This is a genomic window from Nonomuraea purpurea (genome assembly GCF_042650645.1).
Lineage (GTDB): Bacteria > Actinomycetota > Actinomycetes > Streptosporangiales > Streptosporangiaceae > Nonomuraea > Nonomuraea purpurea.
In genome coordinates this window covers 374280-390083 of the sequence record NZ_JBHSBI010000006.1, presented here as the reverse complement: position 1 = coordinate 390083, position 15804 = coordinate 374280, and the positions used below count along the sequence as shown (strand labels likewise).

General features: G+C 63.5%; 12 protein-coding genes. 7 read left to right on the top strand and 5 right to left on the bottom strand.

Annotated features, from left to right (window positions below):
* Window positions 1-441: 441 nt before the first annotated feature.
* Window positions 442-3522 (top strand): DEAD/DEAH box helicase, encoded by a 3081-nt coding sequence (locus tag ACFOY2_RS15325; RefSeq protein ID WP_379528659.1) that lies wholly within the window; start codon window positions 442-444, stop codon window positions 3520-3522.
* Between the two features lie 72 nt (window positions 3523-3594).
* Here the strand turns inward: ACFOY2_RS15325 and ACFOY2_RS15320 are convergent, their stop codons facing one another.
* From ACFOY2_RS15320 to ACFOY2_RS15305, 4 genes are all read right to left on the bottom strand, one after another.
* Window positions 3595-3894 (bottom strand): hypothetical protein, encoded by a 300-nt coding sequence (locus ACFOY2_RS15320; RefSeq protein ID WP_379528658.1) that lies wholly within the window; start codon window positions 3892-3894, stop codon window positions 3595-3597.
* An 80-nt stretch (window positions 3895-3974) separates the two neighbouring features.
* Window positions 3975-6176 carry a hypothetical protein gene (locus tag ACFOY2_RS15315; protein ID WP_379528657.1) on the bottom strand — a complete coding sequence of 734 codons (2202 nt, stop codon included), beginning with the start codon at window positions 6174-6176 and terminating at the stop codon, window positions 3975-3977.
* 117 nt (window positions 6177-6293) lie between these two features.
* Window positions 6294-6986 (bottom strand): DUF3800 domain-containing protein, encoded by a 693-nt coding sequence (locus tag ACFOY2_RS15310; RefSeq protein WP_379528656.1) that lies wholly within the window; start codon window positions 6984-6986, stop codon window positions 6294-6296.
* Between the two features lie 461 nt (window positions 6987-7447).
* The gene (locus tag ACFOY2_RS15305) at window positions 7448-7945 is read right to left on the bottom strand and encodes a hypothetical protein (protein ID WP_379528655.1); all 498 of its coding nucleotides are present in this window, start codon (window positions 7943-7945) and stop codon (window positions 7448-7450) included.
* A gap of 144 nt (window positions 7946-8089) precedes the next feature.
* On the opposite strand from ACFOY2_RS15305, the gene ACFOY2_RS15300 reads away from it, so the two are divergent.
* From ACFOY2_RS15300 to ACFOY2_RS15280, 5 genes are all read left to right on the top strand, one after another.
* A complete protein-coding gene (locus ACFOY2_RS15300) occupies window positions 8090-8272 on the top strand; it encodes a hypothetical protein (RefSeq protein WP_379528654.1) in 183 nt (60 codons plus the stop codon).
* A 1157-nt stretch (window positions 8273-9429) separates the two neighbouring features.
* A complete protein-coding gene (locus tag ACFOY2_RS15295) occupies window positions 9430-10182 on the top strand; it encodes a class I SAM-dependent methyltransferase (RefSeq protein WP_379528653.1) in 753 nt (250 codons plus the stop codon).
* Window positions 10179-12809, top strand: a complete 2631-nt coding sequence (locus ACFOY2_RS15290) for an SUMF1/EgtB/PvdO family nonheme iron enzyme (RefSeq protein WP_379528652.1) — start codon at window positions 10179-10181, stop codon at window positions 12807-12809. Before ACFOY2_RS15295 ends, ACFOY2_RS15290 begins: the two co-directional genes overlap by 4 nt.
* Window positions 12809-13072: a hypothetical protein gene (locus ACFOY2_RS15285; protein ID WP_379528651.1), complete on the top strand. Its 264-nt coding sequence runs from the start codon at window positions 12809-12811 to the stop codon at window positions 13070-13072. The genes ACFOY2_RS15290 and ACFOY2_RS15285 overlap by 1 nt, the downstream gene beginning before the upstream one ends.
* Window positions 13069-14286, top strand: a complete 1218-nt coding sequence (locus tag ACFOY2_RS15280) for a hypothetical protein (protein ID WP_379528650.1) — start codon at window positions 13069-13071, stop codon at window positions 14284-14286. Before ACFOY2_RS15285 ends, ACFOY2_RS15280 begins: the two co-directional genes overlap by 4 nt.
* Window positions 14287-14480: 194 nt before the next feature.
* On the opposite strand, the gene ACFOY2_RS15275 is transcribed toward ACFOY2_RS15280, so the two are convergent.
* The gene (locus tag ACFOY2_RS15275) at window positions 14481-14822 is read right to left on the bottom strand and encodes a hypothetical protein (RefSeq protein ID WP_379528649.1); all 342 of its coding nucleotides are present in this window, start codon (window positions 14820-14822) and stop codon (window positions 14481-14483) included.
* Between the two features lie 234 nt (window positions 14823-15056).
* On the opposite strand from ACFOY2_RS15275, the gene ACFOY2_RS15270 reads away from it, so the two are divergent.
* Window positions 15057-15773 carry a hypothetical protein gene (locus tag ACFOY2_RS15270; protein ID WP_379528648.1) on the top strand — a complete coding sequence of 239 codons (717 nt, stop codon included), beginning with the start codon at window positions 15057-15059 and terminating at the stop codon, window positions 15771-15773.
* The last annotated feature ends 31 nt before the right edge of the window (window positions 15774-15804 follow it).

Genomic DNA, 15804 nt, shown 5'->3' with positions numbered 1-15804 from the left:
GGAATGATCTGAGCAGGCCATGGCAATCGTTACCAGATCGTTTGTTCGCCGGGGCGCTCCAACTGATATGTAGCGGTGGCCCTGTCCGGCGTCCCCTGTGGATAAGGCGACGGCAGACGGGCTGGTACATCAGGAGAGGAGGCGCTCACTGGCGCTCGGCAGCTTTGACCAAGCTTCCAACGATGGTGAGTACGACAGCGGCACTGGATCGCGCGAGAGTCAGTGCTACCAGATGGTCGTTGAAAGCTGGAGCAGGGGGCGAACCGCGGCCAACCGAATCGGCTAATTTGGTCGACAATGCCGGCACAGCTACGTATATGGAATCGGTCGGCGGCTTCCAGGTCATGCCCGCCATTGCGGACGAGGACGCCTGGTGCCCCCTTGCCATCCTGGACGGCATCAGCTAGATATGTGATCTTCCTATGTCTCTGAGGGCATGACATGACCGAAGCTCCGATCCCGGGTCTCTACGACTCCGTGCTCACCGGCACGCTCGACGCGAAGATCAACGCCTGGCAGCAAGCCGGCCACCTGGTCGAGGTATCGAAGATCGACGGCGAAGAGGTTGCCCATCTGCTGGGCCGTTTCGTCGGCGAAACGGCAGCGCGGGCCTTCGCTGAGCTGAAGGGCCACCCTGACCAGCAGGTAGAACTGGCCAACCAGCTGCTGGCGCAGCTCACCGAACCGGAGACGATCGCGGAGGGCCCGAACCAGCTCCTGTCGATCGTGAAGGACGTCCTGGGAGCGGCCACTCCGCGTCGGCCGCTGACTTCGTTGTCGGAAGCGGCTCTGCTGACCAACGCCCGCGAGGACCCGAACCTGGCGCACGAACTGGCGGCCGAGCTGGCGAGCGCCGACCGAGTGGATCTGCTGTGCGCGTTCGTGAAGTGGTCGGGACTACGCATTCTGGAGAAGCCGCTGGCCGAGCTGCGGCGCCGGGATGTGCCGCTGCGGGTGATCACGACGACCTACATGGGCGCGACCGAACGGCGGGCGCTGGACCGGCTGGTCAACGATTTCGGCGCCGAGGTGAAGATCAGTTACGAGCGCAACTCCACCCGACTGCACGCCAAGGCATGGCTGTTGCGCCGCCACACCGGCTTCGACACCGCCTATATCGGCAGCTCCAACCTTTCCCGCGCGGCGCTGCTGGACGGGCTGGAGTGGAACGTTCGATTGTCGTCGGTGACCACCGCGCGGCTGCTGGACAAGTTCGAGGCGACATTCGACTCCTACTGGAACCGGTCCCAGTTCGAGCCATACGACCCGGCGACCGATGCCGATCGCCTAGATGAGGCGCTGGCCCGCTCGCAGGCGGGCAAGCAGTTGTTCGACATCCCCGAGCTGGTACCGCATCCCTTCGACCACCAGCGAGAGATGCTGGCCGACCTCGACCGGGAGCGCACCATCCACGACCGGCACCGCAACCTGCTGGTTGCCGCGACCGGCACGGGCAAGACCGTGGTAGCCGCATTCGACTACCGCAACCTGCAGCAGCGGCTGGGCCGGCAGCCGTCGTTGCTATTCGTAGCGCATCGGCGGGAGATCCTGGCTCAGGCCATGCGCACGTATCGGCAGGTGCTGGCCGTACCGGACTTCGGTGAGCTGCATGTGGGGGAGGAGAAGTCGCGGCACTGGCGACATGTGTTCGCCAGCGTGCAGTCGCTCACCCGCCGGATTCTGGAATTCGGTCCCGAGCACTTCGATGTCGTGGTGATCGACGAGTTCCACCACGCCGCCGCGCCGACCTATCGGCAGATCATCAACCATCTCAAGCCGAAAGAGCTGCTCGGCCTGACCGCGACGCCGGAGCGGTCCGATGGCACATGGGTGCAGGATGAGTTCTTCGACCGGCGTATCGCCTCCGAGCTGCGGCTGTGGGATGCGCTGGATGCCGATCTGCTATGCCCGTTCCACTACTTCGGGATCAACGACGGGACCGACCTGTCCGGGGTGAAGTGGTCGCGCGGCTCCTACGACGTCTCCGATCTCGACAACGTCTTCACCGGCGACGACGCCCGTGCCCGGCTGGTGTTCAACGCGGTGCGCGACAAGGTGAGCAACTTGGAGGCTATGCGCGGGCTGGGCTTCTGTGTTTCGGTGCGGCATGCGCACTACATGGCCGAGTTCTTCACTCAGCACGGACTGCCTTCGCGGGCGGTGGATGGATCGACGGAGGACGGCACTCGGAAGGCTGCACTTCGAGCGCTCGCGGATGGGGAGATCAGGTTCCTGTTCGCGGTGGACCTGTTCAATGAGGGCCTGGACGTGCCCGACGTCGACACCCTGCTCATGCTGCGGCCCACCGAGAGCGCCACGATCTTTCTGCAGCAGCTTGGGCGCGGGCTTCGCCGTACGCCGGAGAAGGACGTGCTGACTGTGCTCGACTTTGTCGGGCAGCACCGTAAGGAGTACCGGTTTGCCAACCGGTTCCAGGCACTGACCGGGTTCTCCAGAGGGCGACTAGACAAGCAGGCTAAGGACGACTTCCCGCTGCTGCCATCGGGGAGCCAGATCGTGCTGGATCGAGTGACCAAGGAGCGGCTGCTGGCCGATCTCAAGGTTCAGCTCGGGGCGACGGTAAACACGCTGTCGAAGGAAATCCGCTCTCTCGCGGAGCTGTCGCTCATCAGATATCTGGAGGACAGCGGGCGCGACATCAGCGACCTGTACCGCAATCGTCGCTATTGGACCTCGCTGCTGCGCCGAACCGAATTGTTGCCCAGGGAAGGCTCGGAACTGGAGGAGGAACTGGGGCGACGCGTCCGCGCGTTGCTGCACGTGGACGACCGGACCCGCGGCGAAGCCTACACTCGGCTGCTGCAGCCAGATGGCCCCCGCTACGCGTCGCTGTCCCCGGCTGATCAGGCATTCGCTCGGATGCTGTTCTTCTCGTTTTGGCGTGATGGGGGCGGGTTCGCCTCTTATGACGAGGCGCTGGACCGACTGCGCGGCGAGGCGGCGCTGTCCGATGAGATCAGGCAGGTGCTCGCCTATGGCATCGACCGGCCGCGGTATGTGGCCAAGCCCGTGGAGCTCGATGGCGTGCCGCTGGCGGTTAACGCCCGCTACTCCACCGACGAGGTGCTCGCCGCGATCGGCTGGGCCTCGCTGGGTGGCCAGGTGCCCTCCACCATGCGCGAAGGGGTTGCCTGGAGCCCCACGGCCCAGTGCGACGCGCTATTCGTCACCTTGCAGAAGAACGAGAAGGAATTCTCACCGCAGACGATGTACCGCGACTACGCGCTGACCTCGAGCCTGTTCCACTGGGAGTCTCAGAACCGGACCAGCGCTGCCTCGGTCACTGGTCGCCGCTACCAGAACCACGTGGCGGAGGGCAGCCACGTGCTGCTGTTCACCCGCGAGCGTAAGGAGAACGAGCTCGGCCACCCCGAGGCCTTCGTCTTCCACGGCATGGTCCGCTACGTAGAACACCGCGGCGAGCGGCCGATGGGCATCACCTGGCAGCTCGATGAGGATATGCCCGCAGATTTGTTCCGCCGCGCGGCTATTGCCGGATAAATGGCATTTGCACACGTCAGAGCCAGGTAACGGCCACGAAGGCCTCCTACACTGTCCCCCAAGGATGTGCTCCTAGTTATGTAGCTGTCGGCGTTCCTCCATGCGGCGGGCTAGGCGGTCAACCCAGGCCGCGACCACCGTCGCCACGCTCCCTTCCACCTGGCCGAGCGACGCTTGATCGCCCGAAAGATCGGTAAAGCCGACATGCCATCGATCGGCGAGGGGCCGGTACTTGCCAGTGGCCGGATCTTGTTCCCAGTGGGCGCCCCGGCGGATCTCATCGATCCCGATCGCCGGGGTCGGCCGAGGCTTGGCGGGCACCACCGCGGCCGCAAAGGAGCGCATCTCGCACATCGCCACCGGCCAGGACATCTGATGGTCACGGGCGGCCTTATCACGGCTCGCACTCCATCACCGTTCACCTGTTCGCAGGCCCGCTGTGGTCAGTGAAGTTAATCCTGCCCTTCCTCGTCATCCTCCGGCTCGCCAAACCGATTGCGTTGGATGAACTCGAGCACCTCGAAGGCGCTCTGCTGGAGATCCAGCCACTCCTCCGGCGAGCCGAGCAGCGGAGGGAACGACACCCTACCGCCCAGCTCTTCAAGAGTCTCCAACGAACGCCTCGCACCGCTCAACCATTCGAGCAGGCGCTTGCGCTCCGCCACGATTAGCTGCCCCGCAGACATCTCCATCTGGAGAGAACCCGGTGCCGCAGCGGCGCCAGTCTCCGCCTCGTCACCGGTGCCGTCGTGGCCAGGGGAGAAAGTCTCTTGCGGCGGAGCGACTGGGCAGATCAACCTGCGAGCGCGTTCCGGGTCGGAGGCGAAAACGACGTCCCAGGTCGTGAGGGCGACCTCCCGTCCGTTCTCCCGGCGGATCCGGTCAGGCGCCGTAAGGTCGACAGCCACGTGGACGTAGGCGTCATCCTCAGCGGCCGTGCCGCGCAGCCCCAGCTGCCGCATGGAGCTTGAGTTGCGGGGAAGCAGATCGTGTCGGAAACGCTGTGCCGCATGAGCCAGTGTCCACAAGCCCAGTTCGTTGCCCTCACGCGCCAGCCCGCCGATGACGGTCGACACATCCGCACGGAACGGGACCTTCCCCGGAGCCGGCGTGACGGCGACGGCTGAACCGACGTTTCGGGTGAGTAGCTTGTCTGCGATCAACGCGACGCCCCCCGCCACCGCCAGGGTGCAGCGTGCATTCAGATCACCAGCAAGCGCCCGTTCGACCAGACGAAGGAAGTCCGTCGTCGGCACCGGAACCCAACCGTCGGACAGGACATCTTCGCAGAGCACCCCGCCGTTGCTCCACGCGTTGCGCGCGGGTTTCGTCGCTGAGCTCTTTGCGGCCCTCCATGGATAGTCAATGACAGGGCCGAGCAGGCTCGCGTATCCCTTGGTGGACATGCGGCGCTCATTTTTGATCTCCTTCGCTCTGGCCTTCAACTGCTCGTGGAACTCTGGACGGGTCAGGGTGTGCAACAGGCAGATCGCCCGCCAGATCGGGGTTCCCGGGATGCTCTCGTTCCCATAGACACGCGGTGTTGCGGCCTCCTTCGTACGGCCGATCGCGAGGGAGTACACATCCCGCAGTTGCTCCTGGTCCCCGAGAGCGGAATGACGGGTCTGCGCGAAGAGCTTGAGCGCACGAGTGACGACTTCGAGGTTCTGGGCTGAGTCATCCCACGGCTTGAACTCGACGTGGATCGAAGCGAGGATCGAACGCACTGCGTCGTCGAACACATCCTCGGGGGGGAGCGCCCCACTAACGTGGGCTTCGACTCCGACTGTTAGGTGGGCGGGCATCAGATACGTCTGGGCGATCTGGACCTTCCTAAGGGAGAGCCCCTCGCCTACTGACTCCTGGTGGTACTCCTCACGGAGTCGGTCACGGTAGGCAGCTCTACCACTGGTCATCTGGTCTGGAAGCGATGCGCCCGTCCGCAAGTTCGCTTTGGCGAAAAGGACCTCCACCGCGAGATCCGCTGCGTCACTCGGGCTTGCGGACGGCCCTGCGAGCACCTTCCAGGCGCTGGCGAGCCTGGTGATCCCATCCCGTGTGGCGATGACATTGAGAGAGTCTGTGCCATCCTCGAACTCGACCACCACAGGATGCGCAATTAGTGCCCGGGTGACCCGGCGCGAGACAATCGACTCCTCATAAGAGTTGAGGTGCAGCGTGGCGGAGATCGTCTGCCACATGTGCTGCTGGAAATGCGCGAGATCTCGGTAACGGTATCGGCTGATTGCCTGCGGCTTGCCATCCTTGGTGACCCCGAAGACCTGCGGGTCGGGGACATCAAGAGCCTCCTGGCCGGTCCGCGGTTGGATACCTGGGAAGAGCTCGGTCATCCAGACGCGCGAATGTACCGATCGCAGCGTCGCGCCGTCCACGTGTTCCTCCAACAGCAGGCCGGCGCCCTTGGCCTGCTCCAGCTGGAGCGCCACGAGATCCGGGCGTACGCAGGCCTGCGCCACCGCCTCCCATGACTGCTCTGGGAGCGAGGCAAGCCTGTGTCCGACGGCTGCTTTAAGCATCTGCACATGGTCGTCGAGGCTCGGTGCTGCGGGCAGGTCCTGCAGTAGGGAGGACACGATTAGTTTCTCGCGCCTCCATGTGATCTCGATCGGCTTGCCGACATCGGCCGTCGCCATAACTCTCTCCACGTTTCGTCAGGGATGTGAAAGACTGAGAGTGCGGTCCTGGATCGGTTTTGGTCGGCCCAGGTCCTGCCCGGTTGGGCCCGACCGTGAGGTCGGGCCCAACCCTTCTTAGAGGGCCAGAGGGCCGTGCATCTGTGGGAACGTTTGTTTGAGCCAGTCCCACATGAATGAGCGGTTCGGGGCTGCGGCGAGGCTTTGGAAAGCGGCGTAAGCGACTAGATCAGCGGCTTGCAGCAGGTCGCACCGCTTCGCCGGAAGAAATATGGGGTCTCCGTTGATGCTGCGGTTCGCCGCCGGAAGGCGCCGGTGTGCCCGCCGAAACGACGGGTCAGTCCCATTGCCATCGATGATGATCCTCGCCATCTCGCTACGCTCAGCAAGATCACGATTCATATCTGTGAGCATTGCCAGGTAGAGCTCAGGCCTGTCCCTTTTGCCCAATAAAGCGTTCCTATATGCGATACGGATTCTGATTCCGGGCATATCGGCAACGACTTGAAGCCCGCGCCGAACGACATCCCGCAAGTACTGTCGGTGCCGTGTCCGACTTAGGCCGTGTTCGCCATAGGAGTGGATATGTCTTCCGCGCCCTCCGATGAGATCGACGGCATGGAGCGGAACATGTGCAGCGAGGATACCTTCGCCAGCAAGCTCCTCTCGAAAGTGAACCCAGTATGCGCGCGCCTCAGGGAGGAATCGGTTGTCGAAATCCAAGCCGGAGAAGAGCATGAAATCCCGGCTGTTGCCGGAGTCATCGACATAGGTTGTCCGGCGACATAGTTTGCGATCTAGCTCGTTCATCGACACTCCAGTTCCGGACCCTCATCGATTACTGTCCGCCATAGATGCAGGTGATCGACCGAGGAGCGCCGATGCCCTTCCCGTTGATCGCATAAGCCCGCCAGAGGGCGAAGAGTCGCATTTACTGCAGGAGGGCCAACAGTACAGTGCCGCTAATGCCTTCGCACTACTTTTAGAAACGGGAGGAGGCTAGAATTAGTATTATGGTCGGCCCGATACGAGGACGCCCACCTCTTCGGCACCGCAGAGGGCCAGGGATGCTAATTCTTCAGGTCGACTTTTAGTTGCCCCAGTCGCCGACGCCTCTGCGCACGTAAAATCTATACAGTGTGACATGTCACATTTCATTTGCCGGAACTTTCGCAGTACTTCGAGCGCATCAATCTGATTGAAGACGAAATAGGGATCACATGAGGAGCGAGAAGTCAAGGTGCGGATTGTGGGGTCCTCGGGGTTGGGCATCAATCCTTCATGATCTTGAATGCGGGAATCCGATAGATAATTGATCTTGCTGGAGTTGGTGTGCCAGGGTCTGGGGGATTGTCGAAAGCCCGGCGAAGTGTGCCGAGTATGACCTTGGCGTCCCCAAGCGGGTCGACCGGCCGGGGTCTTTCGCGTCGTCGGAACGGCGAAGGTACTGGTCGGGGAGGGGAAGCGGCCGTGCTGAGTGCGCGGACTTTACTCCAGGCCAGAGTCAGGTCGGTGGCACCGGGGTAGCCAGTGAGGCGTTTGCGAGCGCGTCGCACCAGCTGGGCGGGGACCTTCAGCAGGCGTTGCCTCAGCGTGGCCGGGGCAGCTGTGCGGAACTGAGCGTGGCAGCCCAGCGCGAGGAGGCGAAGCCAGGCCAGCAGGTCGGCGAGGAGTGTCATTGCCAGGCACCAGGCTTGGCTGGCTCCGAAGGAATGGAAGAAGAAGGCGCGCAGACGACGGTTCTTGGCGTCCTTGATGACGTCTTCCACGACGGCGTGCTGGTGTACGAAGACCTTGGTCCCTGGGTATCTGATGATCAGATGATTCGGCGTCGCTTGGTGCACTGGCGAAAGTGCCCTTATCCATGACTGAGTAAAACGTGCCGTCCGTGATCGGCACGGGAGATCTGATTGATGGGCAACTCAACCACAGACCTACGATTCACGCCCCTGCTGGCGGCCGAGGTCCAGGCCGTACTGGAAAGGCACGGCTACCGGCTGCCGTCCGGCGGCGAACACGTTCACGGACTGGTCCTGGCTCGCGTCGGCTTCGTCCTCAGGAATCTCGTCGAGATCTTTCGAGGGGGGACCTGGTGACCGAGCGCGGCGAAATCCCCGACTACCACGGACTGCACACCCAGTCGCTCAACCCCGGCCACACCAAGCTGACCTGGTACGAACCGAACACAGCGCATCCGCATTGTCCTCCATACCTGCGAATGCCGTCACACCGTCTACGAGCTGTGCTCCGCCGCCGGTCAGGGGTTCATCCGGCGTACGGACCGTGAGAACGGGACCGTCCACGAAACTGCCTGGGTGTTGACCGCCGTCGCCAAAGACACCTTTACCCAGATCCTCCTGGGTGATGCCGGGTGAGAGCCGCGCCCGCAGGCGGCGTCGTGCCTTCCGAAACGAAACCCTTCACGGTGACCATCGCGGTACGGAACGATTCGACGGATAGATGCCCTACACCTGGGTCGTGGGAAGCGGCCGATGCGCTGAGCGCGCTGAACAAGGCTCTGGCCTACCACGCGCTATCCCAAGGCCAGCGGTTGTGTGACCTGGAAGTCGATCCCCTGCACACGTTCGAGGGTGTACCGCCCGAGAACTGCGCCTACCGCTGGAACGACTTACGGCCCGCCGCCCCCGAAGAGTCAGATCAGCCTGCTACGTAACGGCGGAACTGCTTCTCAGCCTGAATGACCCGGAGGAGTACGCACGGTACGTCGTCCTGGACCTGGACGTTCCCGACGAGCTCGTCGTGTTCAGCTCTTATGGCTGCTGGAACGATTTCTTGGAAGCGACCATGTTCGCCGAGGGCCCGCCGACCATGGATTGGTCCATCGATCCGGGGGAGTACGACATCTCGTACGCTGCTGGCGTCCAGGCATGTCTGCCGCACCTGCTACGGCCAGTGGGGCTGGGCTTCCGGCTGTTGGAGCCCTCATCGGACGAGCCCTTGGAGCCAGCGCGCGGCCCGATCCTGCCCTCCTCATGCCGTGCGGGCGATCCAGCTCAAGCGCCACGGCGCTAACTGTAAGTGGGCGTTCCCAGGCACGGTTAACCGGCCCGAACCGTCTGCACTGCCCAGCAAGATCACCAAGCGAAGCTACCAGCAAGGTCGTTATCTTAATGGCATTGAGGGTGGGACCTGTTGTATTGGTCGTGCTGGACGATCGTTTCCTCCTTGACGGGCATTACCGTGCGTCAGATGCTTGGGCATGCCCAGTGCCTCATCTTCGGGGGGATGGCTCGTGGAAGGCGATGCTGCTCGCACCCACTATGAACGCCTTGCGGTTAGATATGACGAGAACTGGAATTACAGTCCGGAATTCGTCTCATGGATGACCGAAAACCTCATCAAGCGCCTCAGTTTGACGCCTGGAAAGTCTCGCCTCCTGGATGTCGGGAGTGGCACAGGTCTCTACGCTCGCGGCCTGGTTGAACACGCAGCCGTTGCGGTCTGCGCTGACCCCTTAGCCACGATGCTGGAGCAACTGCCGGCAGACGATCGTTTGATCCCGCTGGTTGCCTCGGCTGAGGACCTCGCAGCAGGCCGGGTACGACTTCCAGACGATGGCTACGATGCCATCCTCATGAAGGAAGTGCTCCACCACGTGGGCGATCCGGCACAGGTGCTCGTGGGCTTGTCCCGCCTCTTACCGCGCGGCGGGCGGATCCTCGTGGCAATGCTGCCGAGCACCATCGACTATCCGCTGTTCCCCGCCGCCCTCGATCTCTTCCGGGAGCGGCAACCCTCCCCGGACAGCATCGCCGCCGCCATGAACCGCGCGGGCCTGCAGACAGAATTGACTTACGACGAATTCCCGCTCATATTCACCATCGAGCGCTACACGAAAATGGTTCGCAATCGGTATATGTCGCTGCTGGCGAGCTTCGACGACGCCGAACTCGAAGCGGGAATCTCCGAGATTCGCCGCCAGCATCCTGGTCCTGAAGTACGGTTTCCGGATCGGTTTGCCTTCGTACTCGGGGTGAAAGCGTGAGCATCGAGCTTGACGGTCGCCTGTTCCAGCTCAGGAACGAGCTTGATGACCACTCCCGGGTCGCCCGCTATCTCGGCCTGGACTTCGAGCGCCCGATCAAGTCCCTCGGCGACGGTTACCCGGAGAACGCAATCGCCCTGGTAGGCAAAATCACGGAGCGGATACTCAAGCAGCTGTGGCGGCACCACAACATCCCTGGCGACCCCGGCGGCAAGGCTCTGAACGATCTGATCAAAGGCGCGCAGCCGCACATCCGCAGCGCGAACGTCATCGATGCCCTTCGCGACATCCAGCGGCTGCGGAATCGTTCCGCTCACGACGGGTACGAGATCGCCGACGAGGACGGGCTTGCGGCGGTCCGCCGCCTGCTGGATGTGCTGGCGTGGTTCAGCAGTACCGGCAGCGGCATCCTGAGCGGAGACGTTCCCAAACTGGCCCCTGACGTGGCGGTCAAGGCGGAGTTCCTGGCCGGCCTGTACGTGACGCTCGGGTTCCAGCCGGTCAAGCGGTTCGAGCTGTCCCGAAACACGGTCTACCAGCTCTTCTTCCGCGAGCGAGGGCTACGCAGTGAGTACGTCGAACTGCTGCTGAGCAAGAGTGTCGACGATGTGATCCAGGTCCTGAACGCCACCAACGGCGAGCTCCTTCAGACCCAACTCCCCAAGCTCACCCGTTTCCTCATCTTGGAAGAGGACGGCGACACCCGTGCTTCGAGTCCTTTTGGGGACGACTACAGGGTGCTCACCTACGACCGTTTCATGGACGCGTTCGTCGACCTGGACCGGCACCTGAGCGACGTCGTCGGTTCGTACCCGGAGCTTCTTGACGCTGGGCGGCTGGCCATCTCCGGCGATCTGCTGACGACCGATGAGAGTACGGGCGAACAGCAGGTGACCCGGATCGGCGCGGCCGATCAACTTCTGGACGAGGTGGCGGCCTCGGGCGGCAACCTGTTGATCGTCGGCAGATCAGGCAGCGGGAAGACGACGTTGCTCAAACAGTTGGTCGCACGATCGGCTACGGCGAGCAGGCGCCGCTACCGGTTCTATTTCGACATGAGCCTTAAACGGCCGGAGGAGCCGTTCCGCGAGTTCGTCACGCGCTCGCTCACTCCGTACATGGCGGTGGAGAGCACGCACGTGTTCGACGTGTTCAACTACTTTGCCCGCGCCGGATCTGTGCTCTGCGCGCTGGACGGCGTCGACGAGGCCGTGCCGTCCACCACCCAGGCCGGCTTCCTTGAGCTGTTCACCGAGATAGCGCAAGTGTTGTCGGCCGAATCCGCGGTGGTCACCAGCTCCCGCGTTTCGTTCTTGGAAGACTCTCCGCAGGTCAGGCGCCTGCTGGACGGCACAGCCCTGGTGTCGGAGAAGCTGGTCCAGCAACTCCATGCCCAAGGCGTGAACCCCCTGCTCGTGCCGCGCTTCTCCGCATTGCGCCTGCATGATGTCGCCAGTGGGGCAACACCCCTGGAGAAACGCTTGGCGGAGGCTCTCGACCTGGGCCGGGAGTCGGGCCTTCCTCGCTTGTCCGAGTTGGCCTGGCAGCGCATCATCGAAGTCACGCCGTCCAAACTGCTCCCGTCGGTGATCTCGTACTTCGGGGCGGCGTTTCTCCGCGGCCGTACGGTGTTCAGCTTCGTCGATCTCGTCAATGAGCTGGGGATCGAGCTGTTCGAGGACGGTCGGCTTGCCTATGACTCCTTCCGGCTCCGGCCTCTATTCCGGGTTGCCGGACCGTCCGCGGTCACCTTCGCACATTGTGCCTACCAGGAGTTGCTGGCAGCCGAGCACCTACGCGAGCCGGATGCCCGCGACGCCCTTTTCGACGCGGGCCCGCGCCTGACCGAGCAGGTCCGTGAATTCCTCTACCGTCGAGCTGACGGACCGGCGTCCACCGACGACTGCGTCTTGCCCGCGGGTGTCTACTTGGTCGGGCCGAGCCACCATCTGATGCTCAAGCGCGTTGAGCGGCCGGTCCGTTTCGATCGCTTCCCCGTCACGGTCGCGCGCTACAACCGTTTCTTGGAGGCGGTCCGCGCGCAAGGGTCTCAGGAGTGGGATCATCCGGCGAAACCAGTTCAGTCCTCTCATGAGCCGTGGCAGGAACGGCTGCGGCTCCAGGACTACTTCACCAATCCGGCGTACGAGAACCATCCGGCGGTGTGCGTCAACTACTGGAGCGCCTATGCCTTCGCCCGTTTCGAGGGCAAGCGCCTGCCCACGTCCCTGGAATGGGAGGCGGCAGCCCGAGGAAGTGACGGGCGATTGTTCCCCTGGGGTGACGACCTCGACCTGAGCATCGTCAACAGCGCGGACTCTTGGAGCGGCCGGCCTTTGATCACGTATGAGGCGTGGCGCTCGGAACTGGATCGGGGAGGTTTGAGCCACGCCATGCCCGGCCCGGTGGACGCGCATCCAGGCAACGTCTCCCCGTTCGGCGTCCGAGAGATGGCTGGGAACGTCTGGGAAATCAGCGGCACCGTGCTGGACGAACTGAACGAGGTGGTTATCTGCGGAGGCTCCTATGACAACCCCTACCGGGCGCTTCAAACATCATCCAAGGGGTTGTTCCGCCGACGCGGTTGCAGTAACGCGGTGGGATTCCGATGCGTTGAGGAGCTGTGATGACCGGCGAGCAACGCTTCGGATACATCGTGGACCGTATGCCCCTCGGCAGTGGCCGTGGTGGACGTCAGGGGACCTACATCGTTCGCGACGCGGACACCAACGTCCACCACTCCTTCATGTACGCCGACATAGTGACGGAGGGATTCCGCACGATCAGGACCGGTGAACGGGTGCGGTTCCTCATCGATGCGGATGACCCAGAACGCGCCTGCTACGTCATCCGCCTGGACCTCCCGGACGTCGAGGACTATTACCGGTGACCCGGCTCGCTCGGCAGGCCCTCATCGTCGTCTACGAAGCTCGCTTCCCTGCCACTCCCACGTGGGAGAAGGGTCCTCTGGTGCTCGAACACGGCCAGGTCCGCTCCACGACCGAGGCCCGCAGCGAGTACTTCAGCGCCAAGGCGGCTCGGGTGCTGTACGGCGACCCAAGTCGTCCGACACGCTGGCACGACGCTTCGCCGCATGTCATCGGCGATATCGAGGTCACCGGCATGGAAGCCCTCCGGCCCGCTGACGAGCCGGACGCCTGCGGACTCGTGGCCATCCACCTACGACACAGACGAGGCATGCCGATCTCCTTGTTGCGCTCGCTGGCTGGTCGGATGAATGCCGGGACACTGAACTACAACCCGCTGGAACTCGTCGACGGCCAAGCCACGATCCAACCGGGCCGCCCCTTCACGGTCTCCTTCGTGACGTCGTCCAAGCAGGGTCTGCCTCGCCTGTACCGGCAACCCCGCTATTGGCGCTGGCCACCTTCACAGCAGTGGCTATGGGCCCTGGCCTCCCGCAGCGACATCACCGACTATCCACCGGATCCCAAGAACCTCGAACCGGCGGACAGCGACGTCATACGGCTGTCCAGCGACTGGCACGCCGTGGTTCTGCGCGACGGGATGGGAGTGGTAGGAACTCGTCCTGATAGAGGGCGAGACGACTCGTTCTTCGGTTACGCCGAGCTGTATTTGCGCTCGATTTACCTCGACGCAGTTCTTCTCGGCGTGCTCCAGAAGCAGGGCTTGACCCAACTGGAGGACCGCATGGCCAGCGCTCTCGACTCCTCAGCTTCGACGACGATGGCCGAACTCGAGCAGGAGGTCAGCTCCTTCCGACACCGGCTGTGGGCCCAGCACCTGACCCCCCATGGAACCCCGAACCGCCTCCTGATCGCCTACCAGCGTCAGCACGCCCTTCCCGAACGCTACGACCAGGTACTCACCGAGATCAGCGACTTCAACCGGCTCGCCCGCGATGACGAGAGCCGACACGTCAACAGCGCCGCGGTCGTGTTCACTCTCGTCACCGTTCCGGCCGGGATCGCCCTTGCGCTGCTCCAGGTGCTGGAAACCAAGAATCCCTGGTTGTTCGTGGCCGTGGCTGTGGCCTGCGTGGGACTCACGGTAGGCCTTCTGAGCACGCGGTCCGCCCGGGTCGCGTTCAGGGCGCTTCGTAACCGCTTCACCCTTCGGTAGGCCGCTCGAAGCGGGCGGGTGGTGCGCGCCTTGTTCACATGCGGAAAGTCCTGCGGCCGGTCGTCGATGCGCCGCTGGTGGATCTTGTGTGGTGCGATCCGTTTCCGGTATCGGCACCAAGGAGCGTGAGGCGGTCACCAGCGTCTTACAGCGAGATGAGGTGGAGCGGGAAGATACTCAGCGTGACGAGCGAGCTAGACGCAGTCGAAGGCGTACTCGGCCCGTCCTCCACCCTTCCAGGTGACGGTGTTGGTGCCATGTGCCGCTATCGGCACACACGCGGGACTGTTCCCGCTGCTCAAGCTGACCGAGCCCTCGATCGCGACTCCGCAGTCGTTGCGCAACGTCGCCCAGCCGGGCCCTTGCGTCGTCAGTTCCGCGCAGGCCCCCAGCACCTTGGGCTGTTGAGAACTGGCGCCGGCCGGTGTGGCGATAAGCGCGCCTGCGGTTGAGACTGCCGCAGCCGTGGCGAGAACGGCCGCGAAACGCTTGAACAACGACAATGCTTCCTCCTTGTGGGATTCCGGATCTTTCACTGGATCTCACACTACTGAGTTGCGTTGCTCAACTTCCATCCGTCATGACCGATACGTCGATCCGGCCCCCTCGGATCGCCGGCGCCAGCCATTGGGGGATGGCAGGGCGAGCCGCTGCCGGGTGCGGTCCTCGACGTGTGGCAGATCGACGCGGACCGGTATCGTCCCCTCCAACGGTGATCCAGGAGGCGTGAGCCAGCGCGCCCAGGACCCACATGGTGGAGGAGGCCAAGGATGTCCGACCTGTACGACAAGTTTCTACAGAACGTACGCAGGACGGGCAGCCCGGATAAGGCGATGAGGATCATGTGGCGGTCCGCAACCGAGATCCGCGACCTCTTGCGCGATCGGCCGGACTTGCGACAAAGAATCCACAAGGCCGTAGCCGAGTATCGCCGCCTGCTCGTCGAGGGGGTGATCCGCACTGGTACCACGATGCCCGGCAAGCTGGAATGGGTGAGCCGCAATCAGGGGGCCTCGCTGGAGGAGGTCCGTGCCTGGGCCAAGGACTTCCCCGACCTGGCTCCGTTGATGGAGGAGCTTGGAGCCCTCCACGATGAGAGGGCGGCTGCACGTAAGGAACAGGCGCGAGCCAAGGCGGACCGCGAGCAGGCCAGGCGGGATAAGGAGCGCACGCAGCAGGCGGCGTGCGGGATGAGCCTGCTGGATCTGGAGAAACGCCTGGCACAGGTGGCCGGTCGGTCCTACGAGAGAGGCGAATCGGCGGTGACGCTGGCTGAGGCGTGGAAGGTAGGCGCGACGGCCGCGGACCTGAGCGTGCACGCCGTTGGGTGCAGGTGGCTTGGCCAGCAGGGCATGGTCGGGGACCGCTTCCACATTCACCGGTTGATCCCGGAGTCGGGACTGGTGGAGATGGCGAAGCATGTCGACATCGATGAGCGGTGTTTGTGCCGCAGACCGTCGCAGGAGAGGTTGTTTCACTCAGCCTGAATCCACGACCTCGGCGACTTCACCGAGGTCG

Excerpts from the sequence above, each read along its gene's own strand:
- ACFOY2_RS15325 (WP_379528659.1), top strand. The coding sequence starts at position 442 with ATGACCGAAGCTCCGATCCCGGGTCTCTACGACTCCGTGCTCACCGGC.
- ACFOY2_RS15320 (WP_379528658.1), bottom strand. The coding sequence starts at position 3,894 with ATGTCCTGGCCGGTGGCGATGTGCGAGATGCGCTCCTTTGCGGCCGCG.
- ACFOY2_RS15315 (WP_379528657.1), bottom strand. The coding sequence starts at position 6,176 with ATGGCGACGGCCGATGTCGGCAAGCCGATCGAGATCACATGGAGGCGC.
- ACFOY2_RS15310 (WP_379528656.1), bottom strand. The coding sequence starts at position 6,986 with ATGAACGAGCTAGATCGCAAACTATGTCGCCGGACAACCTATGTCGAT.
- ACFOY2_RS15300 (WP_379528654.1), top strand. The coding sequence starts at position 8,090 with ATGGGCAACTCAACCACAGACCTACGATTCACGCCCCTGCTGGCGGCC.
- ACFOY2_RS15285 (WP_379528651.1), top strand. The coding sequence starts at position 12,809 with ATGACCGGCGAGCAACGCTTCGGATACATCGTGGACCGTATGCCCCTC.
- ACFOY2_RS15270 (WP_379528648.1), top strand. The coding sequence starts at position 15,057 with ATGTCCGACCTGTACGACAAGTTTCTACAGAACGTACGCAGGACGGGC.